This is a genomic window from Dyella agri, from assembly GCF_044904705.1.
In the GTDB taxonomy this organism is placed as follows: domain Bacteria; phylum Pseudomonadota; class Gammaproteobacteria; order Xanthomonadales; family Rhodanobacteraceae; genus Rhodanobacter_A; species Rhodanobacter_A agri.
This window is the reverse complement of sequence record NZ_JADIKL010000002.1, coordinates 227,453-245,114: the sequence shown is the minus strand read 5'-3', so window position 1 is coordinate 245,114 and position 17,662 is coordinate 227,453. Positions and strand designations below refer to the sequence as shown.

Sequence of the window (17,662 nt, the reverse complement as noted above, 5' to 3'; positions counted from 1 at the left end):
CCGTTGCCGCATCAGCTGACGGAACACCCCTGTCCCCGTGCAGCCTCGGTTGATTCGTTATTCGTTGCCTCGACTCAATTGAATCGTGTCAAACCGCAGCGGAAATCCTGGTTCCGCGGCCTGCGGAATCCCGCCTGCCAAGTCGCTTTCCCCCTGCTATCCATCGCCGGCTGAAATCCGTGCCGTCATTTAGATCGATTCATATTTGAAACTATCACTCACCCATAAACGATGCAAGCCGCATTGCAATATGGCGACATGGCCATTGCAGCGCGGCTCCCCCGCGCTCAGGGAATCGGGCGCCGTCAGTTGCTCTCGATCGGCTTCACTTCGTCATGGAACAGCTTCACCGGCCCATCCAGCGTGAGCGCCAGCACGGTGACTTCCGGGTCCAGCACGGCGGGCGGCACGGTGATGTAGAGCAGGCCAGGCACCTGGCTCCAGTAGGGCTTGCCCACCACCTGGGTATCCAGCGTGGTGCCGTTGCCGACCACGCGCGTGTGCAGCACGCGGTTCACCAAGCCCTTCACCAGCACCGGGCCGTTCGGCCGGCCATCGAGGAACAGGTACAGCGTGGTGCCGTCCTTCGACAGCGTGCTGGAGCCGGCGTAGTAGTCCTTGGGGATGCCGGCCTGGCTGCCGTAGATCGCTTCCGCATGCTTGTGCGTCCAACGGCCGATTTCCTTCAGCGTGTCGACCTCCTGCTGCGGGATCGTGCCGTCGGCGCGCGGGCCGATGTCCAGTAGCAGGTTGCCGCCCATGCCGATGGTGTCGGTGAGGATGCGGATCAGCTGGTTGGCGCTCTTGAAGTGGGTGTCGTTCGGCTGCCAGCCCCAGGAGTTGTTCATGGTCATGCACAGCTCCCAGTACTTCTGGGGCGGTGGCGTAACCGGCACGCCCTGCTCCGGCGTGGCGTAGTCGCCGTAGCCCGCGAGGCGCGAGTTGACGATGGCCATGGGGTTACGCGCCAGCAGCATCTCGCGCACCCGCTTCGCCTGCCACTCTTCGGCACTGTGCTCCCAGTCGCCGTCGAACCAGTACAGATCGGGGTTGTAGCGTTGCGACAAATCCTTCAGCTGGCCCTGGTAGTACTTCACGAAGCGGTTCCAGCGCGCGGGATCGGCCTTGGCGTCGTAGCGCGACTCGGTCTTGGTGAAGCCCGGATAGTCCGGATACGACCAGTCGATCAGCGAGAAGTACAGGCCTACCTTGACGCCGTCCTTGCGCAGCGCCTGCACGAACGGCCCGACCAGGTCGCGCTTCGCCGGCGTGTCCTTCACCACGTTGAGGCCTTGTGCGGTGTTCCACAGCGCCACGCCGTCGTGGTGCTTGGCGGTGAGCACGGCATAGCGCGCGCCGCTCTCGCGGATCAGGTCGGCCCAGGCCTGCGGATGATAGTCCGCCGCAGTGAAGCCCTTGAGCTGCTGCATGTAGTGGTCGTAGCTGACGTAGCCGTCGAAGAACGACCAGGATTCGTCGATGCCATCCACCGCGTAGATGCCGTAGTGGATGAAGATGCCGAACTTCGCATCCGCGAACCACTGCATGCGCTGCGCCTCGGTGGGCGCAGCTTGCGAAGGCGCCGCTGCGACGACCGGCGTCGCTGCGTACGTGGCGAGACTGGCGCAGGCACAGGCGAGCAGCAGGCCAAGGCTATGCAGTTTGCGCCGCATCGCTCAGGCCTCGCCCTTGCCGGCCAGGCGGCCGAACGACGGCGGACGGTCTTCCATCGCGGCACCGAACTTCTTATTTGGCTTGTCGCCCATCTCGAATACCAGCGTGCCGCCGCCGGCGACTTCCGCATGGCTGATCCAGCTCTTCGACCACGGCTTGCCGTTCCACGTCACCGACTGGATGTAGGGCTTGCCCGGGCCATTGCCCCTGGTCTCGACGACGAGCTTCTTGCCCTCTCCCACCACGACCTCGCCGCGGTCCACCAGCGGGCTGCCGAACACCCACTCGGCGCTCACCGGATCCACCGCGTACAGGCCCAGCGCGCCCAGCACGTACCACGCCGCCATCTGGCCGCAGTCGTCGTTGCCGGCGATGCCGTCAGGCAACGGCGGGTACATGGTTTCCAGCAGCATGCGCACGCGCGACTGTGTCTTCCAGTGCGAACCTGTGTAGGCGTAGAGATAGGCCACGTGATGGCTGGGCTCGTTGCCATGCGCGTACTGGCCGACCATGCCGGCGATGTCCGGTGGCGCGTCGGCAGGCAGTTCGGAACTGGTGGTGAAGAGTTCGTCCAGCTTGCGCTCGAACGCCGCCACGCCGCCGAACATCGGCATGTAGCCGTACAAGTCGTGCTGGTTGAGGAACGTAGCTTCCCACGGGTTGGATTCGGTGAAATCCCGCCACTTCTTGAAGTGCCCCATTTCGCGCGGATCGAACGGTTCGATCCACTTGCCGGCGCTGTCGCGCGGGCGCATGAAGGTGAGCTTGGTGTCGAACACGTTGCGGTAGTTGCGCGAGCGCTGGCGCAGCGTCTCGGCATCCGCGTGCTGCCCCACGGCATCGGCAAGGCGCGCCATCGCCCAGTCGTCGTAGGAGTACTCCAGCACCTTGCTGACCGACTCCCACTCCTTGTCGGCAGGGATGTAGCCAAGCCTGCGGTAATCCGGCAGACCACGGTAATCGTCGTCGAAGGCACGCTTGCGGAAGACCGGCCATGCCTTGTCGAAATCGATCCCCGGGTAGCCCTTGGCCTGCGCCTCGGCGAGCAGCACGATGGAGTGGTAGCCGATCATGGTGCCGGTTTCCACGCCTTGCAGCGGCCACACCGTGGGGCCTTGCGGGCTTTCGTTCGCCTGGCGGATCAGGTCGTTGGCAAAGTCCGGGATGCGTTCCGGCTGGAACAGCGTGTACAGCGGGTGCAGCGCGCGGTAGATATCCCACAGCGAATACGTGCTGTAGGTGTGCTGACCCTGCGGCAAGCTGTGCACCTTGAGGTCCATGCCGCGATAGCGGCCATCGACGTCGCTGAACAGCGTGGGCGCGACCATCGTGTGGTAAAGCGAGCTGTAGAACGTCTTCAGCACTACGCTGGACGCGCTTTCGATGCGGATGCGCGAGAGCTCCTGCTCCCACTGCTGCGCGGCTGCGCGCTGCACGCGCTCGAAATCCCAGTCAGGCAGCTCCGCCTCGAGATTGCGCAGGGCACCGTCGATGTCCACGGCGGAGAGTCCCACCTTGACCAGCAAGGGCGCTTTCGCGGCGTCGTCCAGATGCAGGGCGACCTTGAGGTTGTTGCCCTTGGCCTCGGTCGCGCCGGCAGGCAGCGGCTTGTCGTCCGAATACAGCGCGGCATGCGAGAACGGCCGCGACAGCTTCATCGCGAAGTAGATGTAGCGGCCGTCGGCCCATTCGTGCACACGGCGGCCGCCGACCAAGGTGTCGTTGCCGATCAGGCGCAGCTCGGCGTCGGTGACCTTGCACGGAACGTCCGGCTTGTCCCGGTAACCGTGTGCGAAATCGACCAGCAGATGGCCGGGGCCATGTTTGTTGAAGGTGTAGCGGTGCAGGCCGGTGCGCAAGGTCGCGGTGAGTTCGGCGAGGATGTCGTGCTTGGTGAGGCGCACGCGGTAATAACCCGGCACCGCCCGTTCCGAACCCTTGTCGTAAGCTGAGCGATAGCCCTTGCCCGGATGCGCTACCGCGCTCGCCGTAAGGTGCGGGCCATGCGCGGCGCCGTCGAACTTGGAGTAGTACAGCTGATCGGGCAGGCCACGATCGCCGGCATCGAGCAGCACCTCGCCCTGCGCCGGCATCACCAGCACGTCCATCATGTCGGCGCCGCCGGTGCCGCTGAGATGGGTGTGCGAGAAACCCATGATCGAACCATCGGCCTGGTGGTAGCCCGAGCACGCATCCCAACCGGAGTTGTTGGTGTCGGGCGACAACTGCACCATGCCCCACGGCAGTGTGGGGCCGGGATAGGTGTGGCCGTGGCCGCCGGTGCCGACGAAGATGTCGACGTACTTCGACACGTTGTTTTTCGGCAAGCTCGACAACGACAACGCATCCGCACCGCCGTGCTTGTGTGTCGCGGCCAGCGCGCCACGCGCATCGAGACCACCAAGCAGGGTCAATGCCGATGCGCCTTGCAGGAATCGTCTACGGGTCACCATGTTCGCGGGCTCCTTCGGGGATAGGGAGATGCGCTTGTCAGCGCAGCAGTTCGGGGTGATGGTCGGCCAGCCCGACGATCAGCTCGCCGAACAAGCTGTTGGCCCAGGCGAACCAGGGCCGCGTGAATTTCGCCGGATCGTCCTGATCGAAGGCTTCGTGCATGAAGCCGGTACCGGCATGGGTGGTCTTGAGCCAGTGCAGGCACTGGCGGATCTCGCCAGCGTCGTCGCTGGTGCGCGCGCGCACCATCAGCGACATCGGCCAGATCATGCGCAGGCCCTCGTGCGGGCCGCCGATGCCTTCCGCCGCCTTGCCGCGGAAGAAATACGGATTGCGCTCGCCCCATGCGCGGGCGCGGGTGCGCCGGTAGCGCGCATCGTCGCGCGCGCAGAAGCCCAGATAGGGCAGCGACAGCAGGCTAGGCACGTTGGCGTCGTCCATGAACAGCTGATTGCCGTAGCCATCCACCTCGTAGGCCCAGAAGTCTTCCCCGGCCTCGTGCATCACCGCATGCTGTCCCAGCGCAGCCTGCACCTCGGCAGCCAGCGCCTCGCAGTCGGCAGCGAACGCGGCATCACCATGCAACGAACGCGACATCTCGGCCAGTTGCCGCAGCGACACCACGGCAAAGGCATTGGCCGGCACGAACAGCGGATAGGTGCAGGCATCGTCCGACGGCCGGAACATCGAGCAGATCAAGCCCACCGGATCGACCGGATTGCCATAACCGCCAAGCGGCTGCGTCTCGGTGGGCGTGGCCGAAGCACGCTGGAAGTGGTACGGCCCCGGCCCATGTTTACGCTGCTGCGCGCGGAATGTCGCCAGCACCAGGTGCATCGCGGCGCGCCAGTCGTCGTCGAACGGCAGGCGATCGCCGGTAGCCTTCCAGTAACCGTGGGCGATACGTATCGTCCAGCACAGCGAGTCGATCTCCCACTTGCGCTCGGCCACGCCGGGCTTCATGTCGGTGAGGTCGTGCTGCGCCCACGCCAGCGTCGTCCCCCCTTGCGGATCGGGAAGGAAGGCGTTGGCATACGGGTCGATGGCGATGCACGCCGCATGACGATGGATCAGGCCGCGATACAGCCGGCGCAGCGATTCGTCCCGCGCCGCCAGCGGCAGGTAGGGCCACACCTGCGCCGAGGAGTCGCGCAGCCACATCGCATCGATGTCGCCGGTAACGATGAAGGTATCCGGCTTGCCGCGCAGCGTGCCCATTTGCACGGTGGTGTCCAGCGTGTTCGGGTAGCAGTTGCCGAACAGCCAGGCCAGCTCGGGATCGCCGATCTTCGCCTGCACGCGGGCGATCTCCGCCTCCACCGCCGCGCTGCTGAACTTGCGCTTGGCGGGCGCCGGGCGATGGCTGGGCCGTGCCGACGCCGTACCTGCCACCGCGAACCCGGGCAAGGCCAGCGCGACGGCACCGCCGCCGATCAGCTTGAGCAGGTCGCGCCGCGAGAGCCTATCCATGTTCATGGCGCCAACACCTCTTTGCCGTCGATGGTGAATGTGGAGGCGACACCCGCGGCGTCGCCAGGCTGGCCGCCGCCGATGAACACAAGGTAGCGGCCGGGTTCGACGGCGCGCTTGCCCGCCGCGTCCACGCTGCTCAGTTGCCGCGGCGACAGCACGAAGCTAACGCGCCGGCTTTCGCCTGGCGCGAGATGCACGCGCCGGAAACCGACCAGCGTGTGCCTTGGCGCCAACGGCGATGGCGGCGCATCCAGATACACCTGCGCCACCTCATCGCCCGCGCGCGCGCCGGCGTTGCGCAGCTCGACGCTCACCTGCAAGGTGTCGCCGGCCCGCAATGCACGCGTCGACACGCTGGGTGCGGCGTAGGTAAAACGCGTGTAACTCAGGCCGTGACCGAACGGATACAGCGGCGTGCCGCGGAAATAACGGTAGGTGCGCCCGGCCATCGCGTAACTGGTGAACGGCGGCAGGTCGCGCGCCGAGCGGTAGAACGTCACCGGCAGCCGTCCACCCGGATTCACGTCGCCCGCCAATGTCTGCGCAATCGCCGTGCCGCCGGCCTGCCCCGGATACCAGGCCGCGAGGATGGCGTCGGCGTGCTGCTTCGCCCAATCCAGGCCTACCGCGCCGCCCGACATCAGCACCACCACCAGCGGCTTGCCGGATGCCGCGGCGCGTTCCAGCAGCGCGCGTTGCGGCGCCGGCAAGTCGAGCGTGGTGCGATCGCCACCCGCAAAGCCGGGCACTTCGACCTGCAAGGCCTCGCCTTCCACGTCGGGCGACAGGCCGACGAAGGCGACCACCGCATCCGCTGCGCGCATCGCACGGTCTGCCTCGGCCAGTTGCGCCGCGGGCGGCGCCAGCCATTGCAGGCGCACGCCGCCGTCGCGGCTGCGGTGCACCAGTTCCACCCGCAGTGCGTGTGGCTTGTCGTCGGCGAAGTGCAGCTTCGCCTGCACGTGCGTGTCGTCGCCGTCGTCCGCGAGCACCGGCTTGCCGTCCACGAACAGGCGCACCGCGTCGTGGGTGGCGCAGTCGAAGCAGCGATCCACGTGCACGGCCAGCACGTAGTCGCCCGCTCCCGGCGGCACCAATTCGCCGCTCCAGCGCACGGCGTAATGGTCGGCATCCAGCCCGTCGGCAGGCGCAGCGCGGTCCCAATCGAAGTCGATCATGCGATCAATGCGCGCGAGCCTGGCCGCACCGGCGAAGTCCGCATTCGCGTAGTACGCGCCGTGCAGGCCGACCGCGCCATCCAATGTGCGCAATGCGGTTTCCGGCACTGGCACCGGTACGCCGGCGGCCACCGGAGCGCCTTGCGCGTAGCTCACGCTGCCGGCGCCGAAACGCGTGCGCAGGCCTTGCAGCGGCGTCACCGGTGCGCGCGCGGTGCCGTGATAGTTCGCCTCCAGCGTCTCCAAGGTGTCGGCGTCGGGGCCGATGACTGCAAGACGCAGGCCGCCGCGCAGCGGCAGCGTGCCGGGCGCGTTCTTCAACAGCACCAGCGATTCCTGCGCGGCTCGCAGCGCAAGCTTGCGGTGCGCGTCGTTGTCGATGTCGTCCGCGCCGAGGCGGGCATACGTGTCGTCGCCACCGAGTTCGCCCAGGCGATAGCGCGCGGCGAACAAGCGCACCAGGGCGGCGTCCAGCGCGGATTCGGGCAGCGCGCCCTGGTGCACCGCGGCCGCCAGGCTGGCGTAGGTGTGCCCGCAGTCGAGATCGGTGCCGGCGCGCAGCGCGGCCACGGCGGCCTGGGTGTCGTCGGGCCTGTAGTGATGGAAGGACGAAATATCGCCCACCGCATCGCAGTCGGACACCACGTAGCCCTGGAAGCCCCAGTCCTTGCGCAGGCGCGTTTCCAGCAGCGACGCATTCGCGCACATCGGTACGCCGTCCAGCGCGTTGTAGGAGCACATCAGCGACCCAGCACCGCCTTCGGCGACAGCGGCGCGGAACGCCGGCAGGTAGGTGTCTTCCAGGTCGTGCGGCGACACCTTGGCGTCGAAACTGTCGCGTCCGGTCTCCGGCCCGCTGTGCGCCACGAAGTGCTTGGGCGTGGCGATCGCACGCGGGTGCTGCGGATCGTCGCCCTGGACCCCGCGCACGAAAGCCACCGCGAGGCTGCCGGTGAGGAAGGGGTCCTCGCCGTAGGTTTCCTGGCCGCGGCCCCAGCGCGGGTCACGGTCGATGTTGATGTTCGGCGACCAGATGCTCAGGCCCTGGTAGCGCGCGTGCGCATGACCTGCACCAGTCGCGTTGAAGCGGGCACGCGCCTCGACCGACACCGTCGTCCCCACCGCCTGCAACAGAGGCGCATCCCAGCTTGCGGCCAGGCCGATCGCCTGCGGGAACACCGTGGCGTAGCCGTCGCGCGCGTGGCCGTGCAAGCCCTCGTTCCACCAGTCGTAGGCCGGTATGCCGAGGCGCGGGATCGCCGGCGCGTCGTTCTGCAGCTGGGACACTTTCTCCGCCAGCGCCATCTTCGCCACCAGCGCCGACGCGCGCGCCGCGGCGCCCTGCGTTTGTGCCACGGCACCCGTCGCCGCCAGCAGCCATGCGATTGCCGCAGCGCTGGCGAGGCCTTTTGTCACGGCGTACCTACCGTAGCGCCATACAGGCTGCGCACCGTCAGCGCATGCTGCAGTGCCGCCGCATCGGCCGCGCTGTCGACATGCAACGTCACCGACTCGCCGGGTAGCAGGTCGAAAGCGTTATCGGACAGGCGCGCATCGAGATCGCCGAAATCCACCCACACTTCGCGCGCGAGATGCTGCGCGCTCACCACCAGGCGGTGGCCATCGGCGGAAAGCTCCGCCTTCAGGCCAGGGTCGGGCAGCGCCAGATTCTTCGCATCGTCGAAGTACAGCAGGTGGCGCGAGACCGACTTGCCGTGGTCGAGCAGCTCGAACACGGCCACCGTGTGGCGCGGATCGGCGCCACGCAGCAGCTGTGCGTCGGTGTAATCGCCGGCCGGCGTGCTGGCCAGCGCCGCCACGTGCGCGGGCTGCGTGCGCTCCCACAGCGTCTTGCCAGCCATGTCGAGCACGCGCACGCGCAGTTCGGCGTCGAACGCCTCGGTGCGGTCGGATACCAGCGACACCTGCGCATGGCCGCCCTTGCGGATCGCCACCACGCGCAGCGGCGCGTAGAAACGCTTCGCGTGATACTGCAGCGCCTTCCAGCGGCCGTAGTAGTCGATGCTGGCCCAGGTGGCGCCGGGCCACACGTCGTTGAGCTGCCAGTACATCGAGCCCATGCTCTGCGGCCGCGAGGCGCGCAGGTGTTCGGCGGCAAGCTGGATGCCCTCGGCCTGCATCACCTGACTCAGGTAGACCAGCGAGGCGAAGTCCTTCGGCTTGCCGTACTCGCGCTCCACGTACATCAGCAGACGCTGGTTGCCCTTGCCCTTGTCGAATTTCTGGTGCGCGCGCAGCACCGGGGAGTCGATGGAAAGGTCGGAGGGATCGAGCACGCTGCGCAGCGTCGCCATCGCCGGGAAGGACTGCAGGCCGTATTCGGACTGGAAACGCGGCGTGACGTCGAGATACGCGCTGGCCGGCAGCGCCTTGCCCGACCAGACGTTCCAGTAGTGGTAGTCGCCGTTGTCCAGCACATTCGCCTTGCCGTCGTAGTCGCTGCTTGGCGTGCTCGGCCAGTACGGCACTTCGGGCGACCGCGACGCGACCACGTCGCGCAGCGTGTGGTCGAACAGCTCGCGCATGCCCTGCTCGACGCGCTGACTCTCGGCCTTCCCCTGCTTGGCCTGGAAGTCCAGGCTGGTGTCCCAGGACTCCCAAGCGGTTTCGACCTCGTTGTTGCCGACCCACACGGCGATGGACGGATGATCGCGCAGACGATCCACCTGCTCGGTCGCCTCGATGCGCGCGTTGTCGCGGAACGCCTTGTCGTAAGGCGTGATCGCACCGCCGAACATGAAGTCCTGCCACACCATCAGGCCTAGCTTGTCGGCCTCGGCGTAGAACGCATCCTCCAGGTAATAGCCGCCGCCCCAGATGCGCAGCATGTTCATGTTGGCGTCGCGCGCGGACTGCAGCATCGCGTCGATGCGCGCCGTGGTGACGCGGTTCGGGAAGCTGTCCATCGGAATCACGTTGGCGCCCTTGGCGAAGATGGGCACGCCGTTCACCACGAATTCGAAGCTCTTGCCCCACTGGTCCTTCTGCCGGCGCAACTCGACGCTGCGCAGGCCGGTTTCGCGATCTGCGCCGGCCACGACCTCGCCGTGCAGCGCGACGTCGACATGGAAGTCGTACAGGTTCGGCGCACCGTAGCCCACCGGCCACCAGCGTTGCGGGTGGTCGATGCGCAAGGGCAGGTCGATGTGGTTGTCGCCGGCTTGCAGCGCGATGTCGCGCCGCAGCGACTGCGTGGTGCCGTCCGGCGCGCGCCAGCGCAGCGTCGCCGTGGCCGCACCAGCGGCGTCAGCCTGGATGTCGAGCTGCGCCTGCAATTCCGCGACGTCTGCCGTGACCTTCGGCTGCGCGATATGGAAGCCGGCCAGGCGCAGCGCGTCCCAGCTCTCCAGCTTCACGTCCTTCCAGATGCCCACGGTGACGATGCGCGGGCCCCAATCCCAACCGTACTGGTAGGCGGCCTTGCGCACGTAGTTCGCGGTCTGCTTGCCCTCCGGCTCGTCGCCGAAGGCCGAGTCGAACTCGCCCGGCAAGGCATACGGCTGCTTCAGCAGCCACGGCTGCAGGCGTGCGATCGGCGAATGCAGCGTGACTTCCAGCGTGTTCGCCCCCGCGTGCAGCCACGCCTTCGCCGGCACCCGCCAACGGCGGAACATATTGTCGGCAGCCAGCAGTTTGTGGCCGTTGAGTGTGACGTCGGCGAAGCTGTCCAGACCGTCGAACACCAGCTCCACATGGTTGCGCGCCAAGGTGGCTGCGTCGACGATGAAACTGCTGCGGTACTGCCAGTCGGACAGGCCCACCCACTGGATCTTCGCTTCGTTGTCGCGCCAGAACGGATCGGCTACCAGCTTCGCAGTCAGCAGGTCGGTCTGCGCCGTGCCTGGCACGGTAGCGGGCAGCCATTGCGCGGCGCGCGGATGAGCCGGGACATGGCTGTCGCCGGGCGCGAGCCGGAATTGCCAGCCGGCATCGAGCGACTGCGTGTGCAACGCCTCGGCGCGGCTCCAGCCCGGCAGCAGCAGGGCCAGGGCGCAAAGCAGCGCGGGGAGTCGGTGGCTCCGATCCGGTCTGGTCACGGCAGGCAGCGCGCTCACGCTGCACCACCGGTGCGCGATGCGCGCAAAACCTGCCGGTGTCTTGTCCTTCGCTTGACCATCGCCCTTCCCCTCACGTCTCAGTCGGTCGATGGCGCTGGCAAAGGTTTCGTCTCGGCGGAACCTTTGCCAGCCGCGCAGACGGCTGCCCGCAGCCGTTCAGAGGCCAGGTCAGTCGCGCGCCACCATCGATTTAGATCGATCCATCCGCAAGCTATCACCCATGCCGCCAGGGTGCATGCCGCACTGCAAAACGCGGAATCAGCCGTCCCGGGAAACAGGCTTCAACCGATCCAAACCGTACTCCTCACAAACTGCCGCCCTACCGGCCTCAATAGTCCAGGTGCAGGCCCAGCAGGTGCAGGCTGCCGATGAACCACAGCGTGGTCAGGCAGGCCAGCAGCAGGGCGAGGCTGTTGAGCTTGCGCCACCAGCTGCCGGGAACGCGCCACGCATGCCAGGCGTTCATCGCCGCTGCCGCGATGCCCGCCACCGCCAGCAGGCCCAGCCACTGGATCAGGCGCAGGACGCCGTCGAAGCCGCTGGTCATGCTCGCAATGTCCGCCTGCAGGCGCAGCAGCACCCAGAGCCAGCCGGCATAGAACAGTAGCTGGACGATCGCCGCCGCACGGCTCAGCCGATACCAGAGCCTCGCCCGGGCCGGCAGTGCGAACGGCTTGCCGCAGGCCCGCCGCACCAGGGCGGCGACCGGCCACAGCAGCGCGGCCAGCGCGAGCACCAGCACGATCACGGCCAGCAACGGCAGGTTCCACGCCGCCGAGCGCCAGCCCGGCACCGGCAGGAACACCATCACCGGCGACACCGCATCGATCGACAGCCAGCGCACCTGGCCATGCTCGACCAGCGCGCCCAGGCGGTCCTGCCCGCCGACCTCGCGCCACTGGAACGGCGCCACCTCGCGCCAGTGCTGCGGCCGGCCCGCGAGATCGTGGAAATCCGGGGTCACCAGATCGCCGTTGCGATCCTGCGCGATGCGTACCTGCGAGAACAGGCCGAGCATCGCCATGAAGTTCGACACCGAGGTACGACTGCTGGCGTAACGCCCCACCAACAAGGCGCCATCGCTGCGTGCACTCGCCAGCGCGGGCTGCGGCACTTCCGGCGGCGCCGGGAAATAGCGGTCGGCGAAGCCGTCCAGCAACTGCTTGCGCAGGCCGCCGTCGTCGTCGCCGTCGATGGCGACGAACACGCCCACGCCTTGCTGCGGGAACAGTGCCAGCTCACTGTGGAACCACTGGGTGTCGCCGGCATGGCCGAGGATGACCTGGCCGTTGCGATCCATGTGGTACCAGCCCAGTGCCATCGCCCGCAGCCCGGGTACCGCGGCGCGGCTGTAGTCCTGCGTCTGGTGCAGCGTGGTGGGCGAGAGGATCTGCGCGCCGTTGTAGCTGCCGCCCTGCAGCTGCGCGAGCATGAAGCGCGCCATCGCCTCGCCGCTGGCCGACAGCGCGCCGGCCGACGCCGCATTCACCAGCTCGAACGGCCGGGGCGTGTCGGCGTCCGCATAGCTCAACGCCATATGCGGCGCCAACGCCGGTGGCAGCGGCTGGCGGAAACTGGCGTACTGCATGCCCAGCGGCTGCAGGATGTGCTGCTCGACGTAATCGTCGAACGGCTGACCGGACACCCGCTGCACGATGTAGCCCGCCAGCGCCGCGCCGTAGTTGGAATACGCAGGCAGCTCGCCTGGTGGATACACGCGTTCGGGCACCCACTCCTTCACCCACGCCGCGTTGCCGAGATAGTGCTGCGCATCGCTGGCGAACAGGTTTCTGATCGTCTCCTCGAAACCCGCCGTGTGCGTCATCAGCTCGCGCAACGTCACCGGCTTGCCGTCGCGCGGCGGTATCTTGAAATCGAGATAGCGGTTCACGTCCGCATCGAGGTCGAGCTTGCCCTGCTCCACCAGCTGCATCACCGCCGTCCAGGTGAACAGCTTGGAGATCGAACCCACCCGGAACAGCGTGGTAGCCGGATCGACCGGCTTGCCTGCTGCCACGTCAGCATGGCCGTAGCCCTTCGCCAGCAGCACCTGGCCATCCTTCACGATCACCACCACCGCGGCGGCAAGGCCGTTTTTCTTCAGTCCGTACGGCATCAGGCCGTCCAGCCACGCCGCCGCATCGTCTGCACCGAGCTGGCGCGCGCCCAACGGCGACGGCTTGGGTGGCGCGTGTTCCGCCAGCGGGTGAATCTCGATCTGCGCCGCCGCCACCGTCGCGAGCATCGACAGGAACAGGCAGAGAAACAGGCGGAGCGGACGATTCATGGGGGTATCCGTGGCCGTGGCGGAAATCGCGCCGCCCATCAGACCATGCCGCTTGTGAAATCCAGCCAACGGCACGCGGGCGAACGCCGTTGGCACGGTAGAGGCGGCGCAACCTCCTGGCTCACCATCGCCCGCGACGCCACAGCACCTTGACGATCAACCATGGCGAGGTGCCAGCCGGAACCTCGAACGCCGCGCCGCCCGGCGACCCGCAACACATCGAGCGCATCGCTGGGTGCGGCCGAGTAGACACACGTATCGACATGCATCCGATTGCCATACATCCGATTGCCGGCCGTTTGCGTCATGGGGGCGGGCCTGCTGCACGTCCGTGGAAAGCGACCCGACCGGCGTATCGCGAACGCATCTGCCCGAAGGGCGCCCATCCATGAATTTCGCCACAGATGTTTTCGTTTTATTTCGATAATGCTTCAATGGCGAACAAACAGCCTGACAATTCTTTCGTTTATTGATGGAGTTCGCGATGCCGTGCAGCTCAGGGGGATGTGCAGATACCGGAAGGCGATGGACTGGCCTGGCGTTTCTCGTGGCTGCGATGCTCTTGGCTCCGGTTATTGCGCGCCCCGATCCGCGTCCGGCACCGATCGCACAGGACGCCACTGACATCCACATCGTGGCCGGCAAAATCGCGACGACGACGCAGGACAGTGACGGCGCCCTCAGCCTCGCCGGCAGCGATCACCTTCCCATCGTGGACGCTTCGGGCTCGGTGCACGCTCCCTTGGTGGCGACCAGTGTGACGCTCTACTTCAAGCGTTCGACACCGGGGACCAAGGCCGCCGATCTGTCGAAGACCATCGTGGCACCCGGCATCCATGCCGATGCGGGCGTCAACGCGAAGCCGTTCGTCATTCCTGCGCTGAAGGAATGGTACGGAGGCGAAGGGGATTTCCGCCTTCGCGCCTCGTCGCGCATCGTCATCGGCGCAGGGCATCGGCCAGAGCTGCTCAAGCTGGCCAAGGTCCTGCAACAGGACCTGCGCGAGCTCACCGGCCGCACGCTGTCCATCGTCGACCACGCCGGCGGCCCCGGAGACATTCGCCTTTCGCTCAAGCAGCCGGACGCGTCCATTGGCGCGGAGGGCTACTACCTGGCCATCGGCAAGGATGTCACCGTCAGCGCCACCGCCTACCAGGGCGCGTTCTGGGGCACGCGCACCTTGCTGCAGTTGCTGGAGCGCTCGCCGCGCATACCGCAAGGCACCGCGCGCGACTATCCCGAATTCGCGGTGCGCGGACTCGTGTTGGACGTGGCGAGGAAATTCTTCCGCATGCGCTTTCTGCGCGACTACGTGAAGCTGCTGTCCTACTACAAATTGAACGACTTCCAGATCCATCTCAACGACAACGGATCGCAGAAGCTCACCGGCAAGGACTGGCATGAGGTCTATGCCGCATTCCGGCTGGAAAACGACACCTACCCCCAGCTGACCGCGAAGGACGGTTCATACACAAAGGCGGAATTCCGGGCACTGCAACGAATGGCGATGGACCGTAGCGTGCGCATCGTGCCGGAGATCGACACGCCGGCGCACGCGCTGGCCCTGACGCGCGCGCGCCCCGATATCGGCAGCGCGAAGTTCGGCCTGGACCACCTTGACCTGCACAACCGCATGACCAGCGCCATGGTCGAAAACATCTTCCGGGAATACCTGGCCGGCCCGCATCCGGTCTTCACCGGCCCGGTGGTGGACATCGGCACCGACGAGTACGCCAAGGCCGATGCCGAAGCGTTTCGCGCCTACACCGATCGCATGATCCGATTCGTCGGCAGCTACGGCAAAAAGGTCCGCATGTGGGGAGCGCTGACCTGGGCCAGCGGCACCACGCCGGTGACCACGGACAACGTCACCATGGACACCTGGTACAACGGTTATGCGGACCCGGTGGTCATGAAGCAGCTTGGCTATCCGCAGATCAGCAGCCCCGACGACTGGCTCTACATCGTCCCCGCGGCCGGTTACTACAACGACTATCTCGATCTTCCGAAGCTCTATAGGGATTGGACGCCGGACATGGTGGGCAACGTCAGCTTCCTTCCCGGGGATCCGGCCATCGTCGGCGGGTCCTTCGCGGTGTGGAACGACATCATCGGAAACGGCATCAGCGAGAAGGACGTCAACGACCGGGTATTCCCGGCGCTGCAGGTGCTGGCGCAGAAGATGTGGAACGGCGCCAACACGGACATGGACTACGAACACTTCGCCGCGCTGAGCCGTGGCGTCGGCGAAGGCCCCGGCCTCAACCTCCGCGGCCGAATGAAAGCCGGCACCCTCGCCTTCGACTTCGACCATCCCTCGCGCAACGTGCGCCTGCATCGATCGGGCTATGGCAAGGGCGTCTCGGGTCATGGCCTGCGTTTCGGCGGCGCGGACAGCTACGCCACCCTGCCGTACGAGGAGATCGGCTACGACTACACCGTCTCGTTCTGGATCAATCCCTCGTCCCGCAACGCCGACGACGCCATGCTGTTCCGCTCCGCCAATTCGCAGCTCAAGCTCAGGCAGGGCGCGACCGACAAGCTCGGTTTCTCGCGCGACGGCTACGATTTCAGCTTCGACTACAGCGTCCCGGCCAATACCTGGACACACATCGTCATCACCGGAACCAGCCGCGGCACCGATCTCTACGTGAACGGCGTCCTGCACGACCACCTTTACGACGCCTACATCCAATTCAATGGCGAGAAGAAGGAGCACAAGCGGTTGGTGCAGACGTTGTTCTTCCCCTTGCGCCGGGCCGGCGGATTCCGCGGTGCGATGGATGAGTTGAAGGTATGGAACCGGGTGCTGTCGGCGCAGGAGATTCGCGGGATGGATGACGGAGTCGGGCCGGGCCCGGGCGACGGCGGTGGCCTGAGAGAGTCCCGCACCGAGGCCCCGTTGAAGCGGTGACCACGCAGGGCATCGCAACCTCTACTACCGACTGACTCGGAAAAACCAGGTCGCTTCAGCCAGAACCAGCGCACCTTTCGTAACGGAACTGCATCCGCTGACAGGATTGGGCGCAGATTCCCGCATTGGTCAAGAAAAGGAAGCGACATTCCGGCCTTCGACCAAGCCGAATGTCGCCCGGACGTAGGTTCCGGGTCCCCTCCGAAAGGACGACCCCCGCACATCAGGAACGAACCGCGATGGCCCGACAGACGCGCTCGAAGACCGGCGTAATGAATTTCAAGAACCGCGTACTCAAGGATCGCCTTAGACGTCAGGGCATAGAGCGCGAGAACATCCAGCTCGGCAGGCGAGTGCGCAGAAAGGCAAGGTACTTCACACCAGGCGAGATCGATCCCTACATGGAGTTTTTCGACATCGCCGGCCAGCAGAGGCTTGGTCTCCATCCGGGGACCCACTTTCTGCGCAGGACTCGAGTCTTCTATACCGGAACCCGGGCAGGCGATTTCTTTCTTGCGAATGCCGCGTGCGGCTACCACCAGACACCAGCTGGCTACGTTTGGCACCACTTCCATGACTGGATGCCGTCGATACTGCCTGGGGGGCAAGGTTCCGGCACGCTCTATCTTATGACAGTGGCAGAGCACTCCACTTTTCATTACGGAGGAGTGGCGCAGGCGGAAACCCACCTGGGTATTGCCTATGGGTGATCGTCGAAGTGACGCGCATTTATGCGCGAACCTGTGCCTGGAGGGGGTGTTCGCGTTCGCTCAATCACACAGACTCCCTACGAACGCATTTTCCGGCCTCGCCGAGTGTAAAAAAAAGCCCGCAGATACGCGGGCTTAGTCATAAAATGATACAGACAATCCGTTGGTAGAACTCAGAACGGAATATCGTCGTCCTCGAAGCCGCCGTTGTTGGCAGGCGCCGCCGGTGCCGGCGCGCCGCCGCCGCGCGACTGGTTGCCGTAGCCACCGCCGCCGCCGTAGTTGCCGCCACCCTGGGAGCGCTGGCCGCCCTGCGGGCGTTCACGCTGGAAGCCACCGCCACCACCGCTGCCGCCCTCGCCGCCGCCGGGACCGCCGAGCATCTGCATGTCGCTGGCCACGATGTCGGTGGAGTATTTCTCCACGCCGCTCTTGTCGGTGTACTTCTCAGTGCGCAGCGAGCCTTCGATATAGACCTGCCGGCCCTTCTTCAGGTACTCGCCGGCGATCTCGGCCAATTTGCCGAACATCTTCACGCGGTGCCACTCGGTGCGCTCCTGGCGCTCGCCGCTCTGCTTGTCGGTCCAGCTTTCGGAAGTAGCCACGCTCAGCGTGGCGATGGCGGTGCCGCTGCCGGTGTAGCGCACCTCCGGATCGTTGCCGAGGTTGCCGACAAGAATGACTTTGTTGATACCGCGTGCCATGGATTCGTTTCCTGGTTGAGCCGGCCGCACTTGAAGTGAGATTGCGGCCGGGGTTGAAGTGCCGGCCATCATACCTTGCCGGGGGCCGGACGCATCCATCGCAGGCCGGCGGTTGCCGTCATCCCGCTCAGACGCCTGGTGTCGGCCGATGCCGCCCCGCGCCGGCGGAGATCGGGGAGCGCTCGTCCA

General features: G+C 66.2%; 9 protein-coding genes. 2 read left to right on the top strand and 7 right to left on the bottom strand.

Translation table 11 applies throughout. The features are described from left to right. Positions 1 to 305 precede the first annotated feature (305 nt). The 6 genes from ISP14_RS03685 to ISP14_RS03660 all read right to left on the bottom strand — a co-directional run bounded on the left by ISP14_RS03685 (position 306) and on the right by ISP14_RS03660 (position 13,145). Complete coding sequence (locus ISP14_RS03685) at positions 306 to 1,673, bottom strand: alpha-L-fucosidase (protein WP_404536352.1); 1,368 nt, start codon at positions 1,671 to 1,673, stop codon at positions 306 to 308. A 3-nt stretch (positions 1,674 to 1,676) separates the two neighbouring features. Continuing rightward, a complete protein-coding gene (locus tag ISP14_RS03680; protein ID WP_404536350.1) occupies positions 1,677 to 4,127 on the bottom strand; it encodes a GH92 family glycosyl hydrolase in 2,451 nt (816 codons plus the stop codon). 37 nt (positions 4,128 to 4,164) lie between these two features. Beyond that, positions 4,165 to 5,604 carry a glycoside hydrolase family 125 protein gene (locus ISP14_RS03675; RefSeq protein ID WP_404536348.1) on the bottom strand — a complete coding sequence of 480 codons (1,440 nt, stop codon included), beginning with the start codon at positions 5,602 to 5,604 and terminating at the stop codon, positions 4,165 to 4,167. Continuing rightward, entirely contained in the window at positions 5,601 to 8,195 is a 2,595-nt protein-coding gene (locus ISP14_RS03670) for a glycoside hydrolase family 3 protein (RefSeq protein ID WP_404536346.1), read from the bottom strand. Before ISP14_RS03670 ends, ISP14_RS03675 begins: the two co-directional genes overlap by 4 nt. Then, positions 8,192 to 10,837 carry a beta-mannosidase gene (locus tag ISP14_RS03665; protein WP_404537122.1) on the bottom strand — a complete coding sequence of 882 codons (2,646 nt, stop codon included), beginning with the start codon at positions 10,835 to 10,837 and terminating at the stop codon, positions 8,192 to 8,194. The genes ISP14_RS03670 and ISP14_RS03665 overlap by 4 nt, the downstream gene beginning before the upstream one ends. Positions 10,838 to 11,186: 349 nt before the next feature. Beyond that, positions 11,187 to 13,145 (bottom strand): serine hydrolase domain-containing protein, encoded by a 1,959-nt coding sequence (locus tag ISP14_RS03660; protein ID WP_404536344.1) that lies wholly within the window; start codon positions 13,143 to 13,145, stop codon positions 11,187 to 11,189. Between the two features lie 556 nt (positions 13,146 to 13,701). Here ISP14_RS03660 and ISP14_RS03655 point away from each other — a divergent pair. Continuing rightward, positions 13,702 to 16,059, top strand: coding sequence for a family 20 glycosylhydrolase (locus ISP14_RS03655; RefSeq protein WP_404537120.1), 2,358 nt, complete (start codon positions 13,702 to 13,704; stop codon positions 16,057 to 16,059). A gap of 272 nt (positions 16,060 to 16,331) precedes the next feature. Beyond that, positions 16,332 to 16,769: a hypothetical protein gene (locus ISP14_RS03650; RefSeq protein ID WP_404536342.1), complete on the top strand. Its 438-nt coding sequence runs from the start codon at positions 16,332 to 16,334 to the stop codon at positions 16,767 to 16,769. Positions 16,770 to 16,942: 173 nt separating this feature from the next. Here ISP14_RS03650 and ssb read toward each other — a convergent pair whose 3' ends face one another. After that, positions 16,943 to 17,473 carry a single-stranded DNA-binding protein gene (ssb, locus tag ISP14_RS03645; protein ID WP_404536340.1) on the bottom strand — a complete coding sequence of 177 codons (531 nt, stop codon included), beginning with the start codon at positions 17,471 to 17,473 and terminating at the stop codon, positions 16,943 to 16,945. Positions 17,474 to 17,662 lie beyond the last annotated feature (189 nt).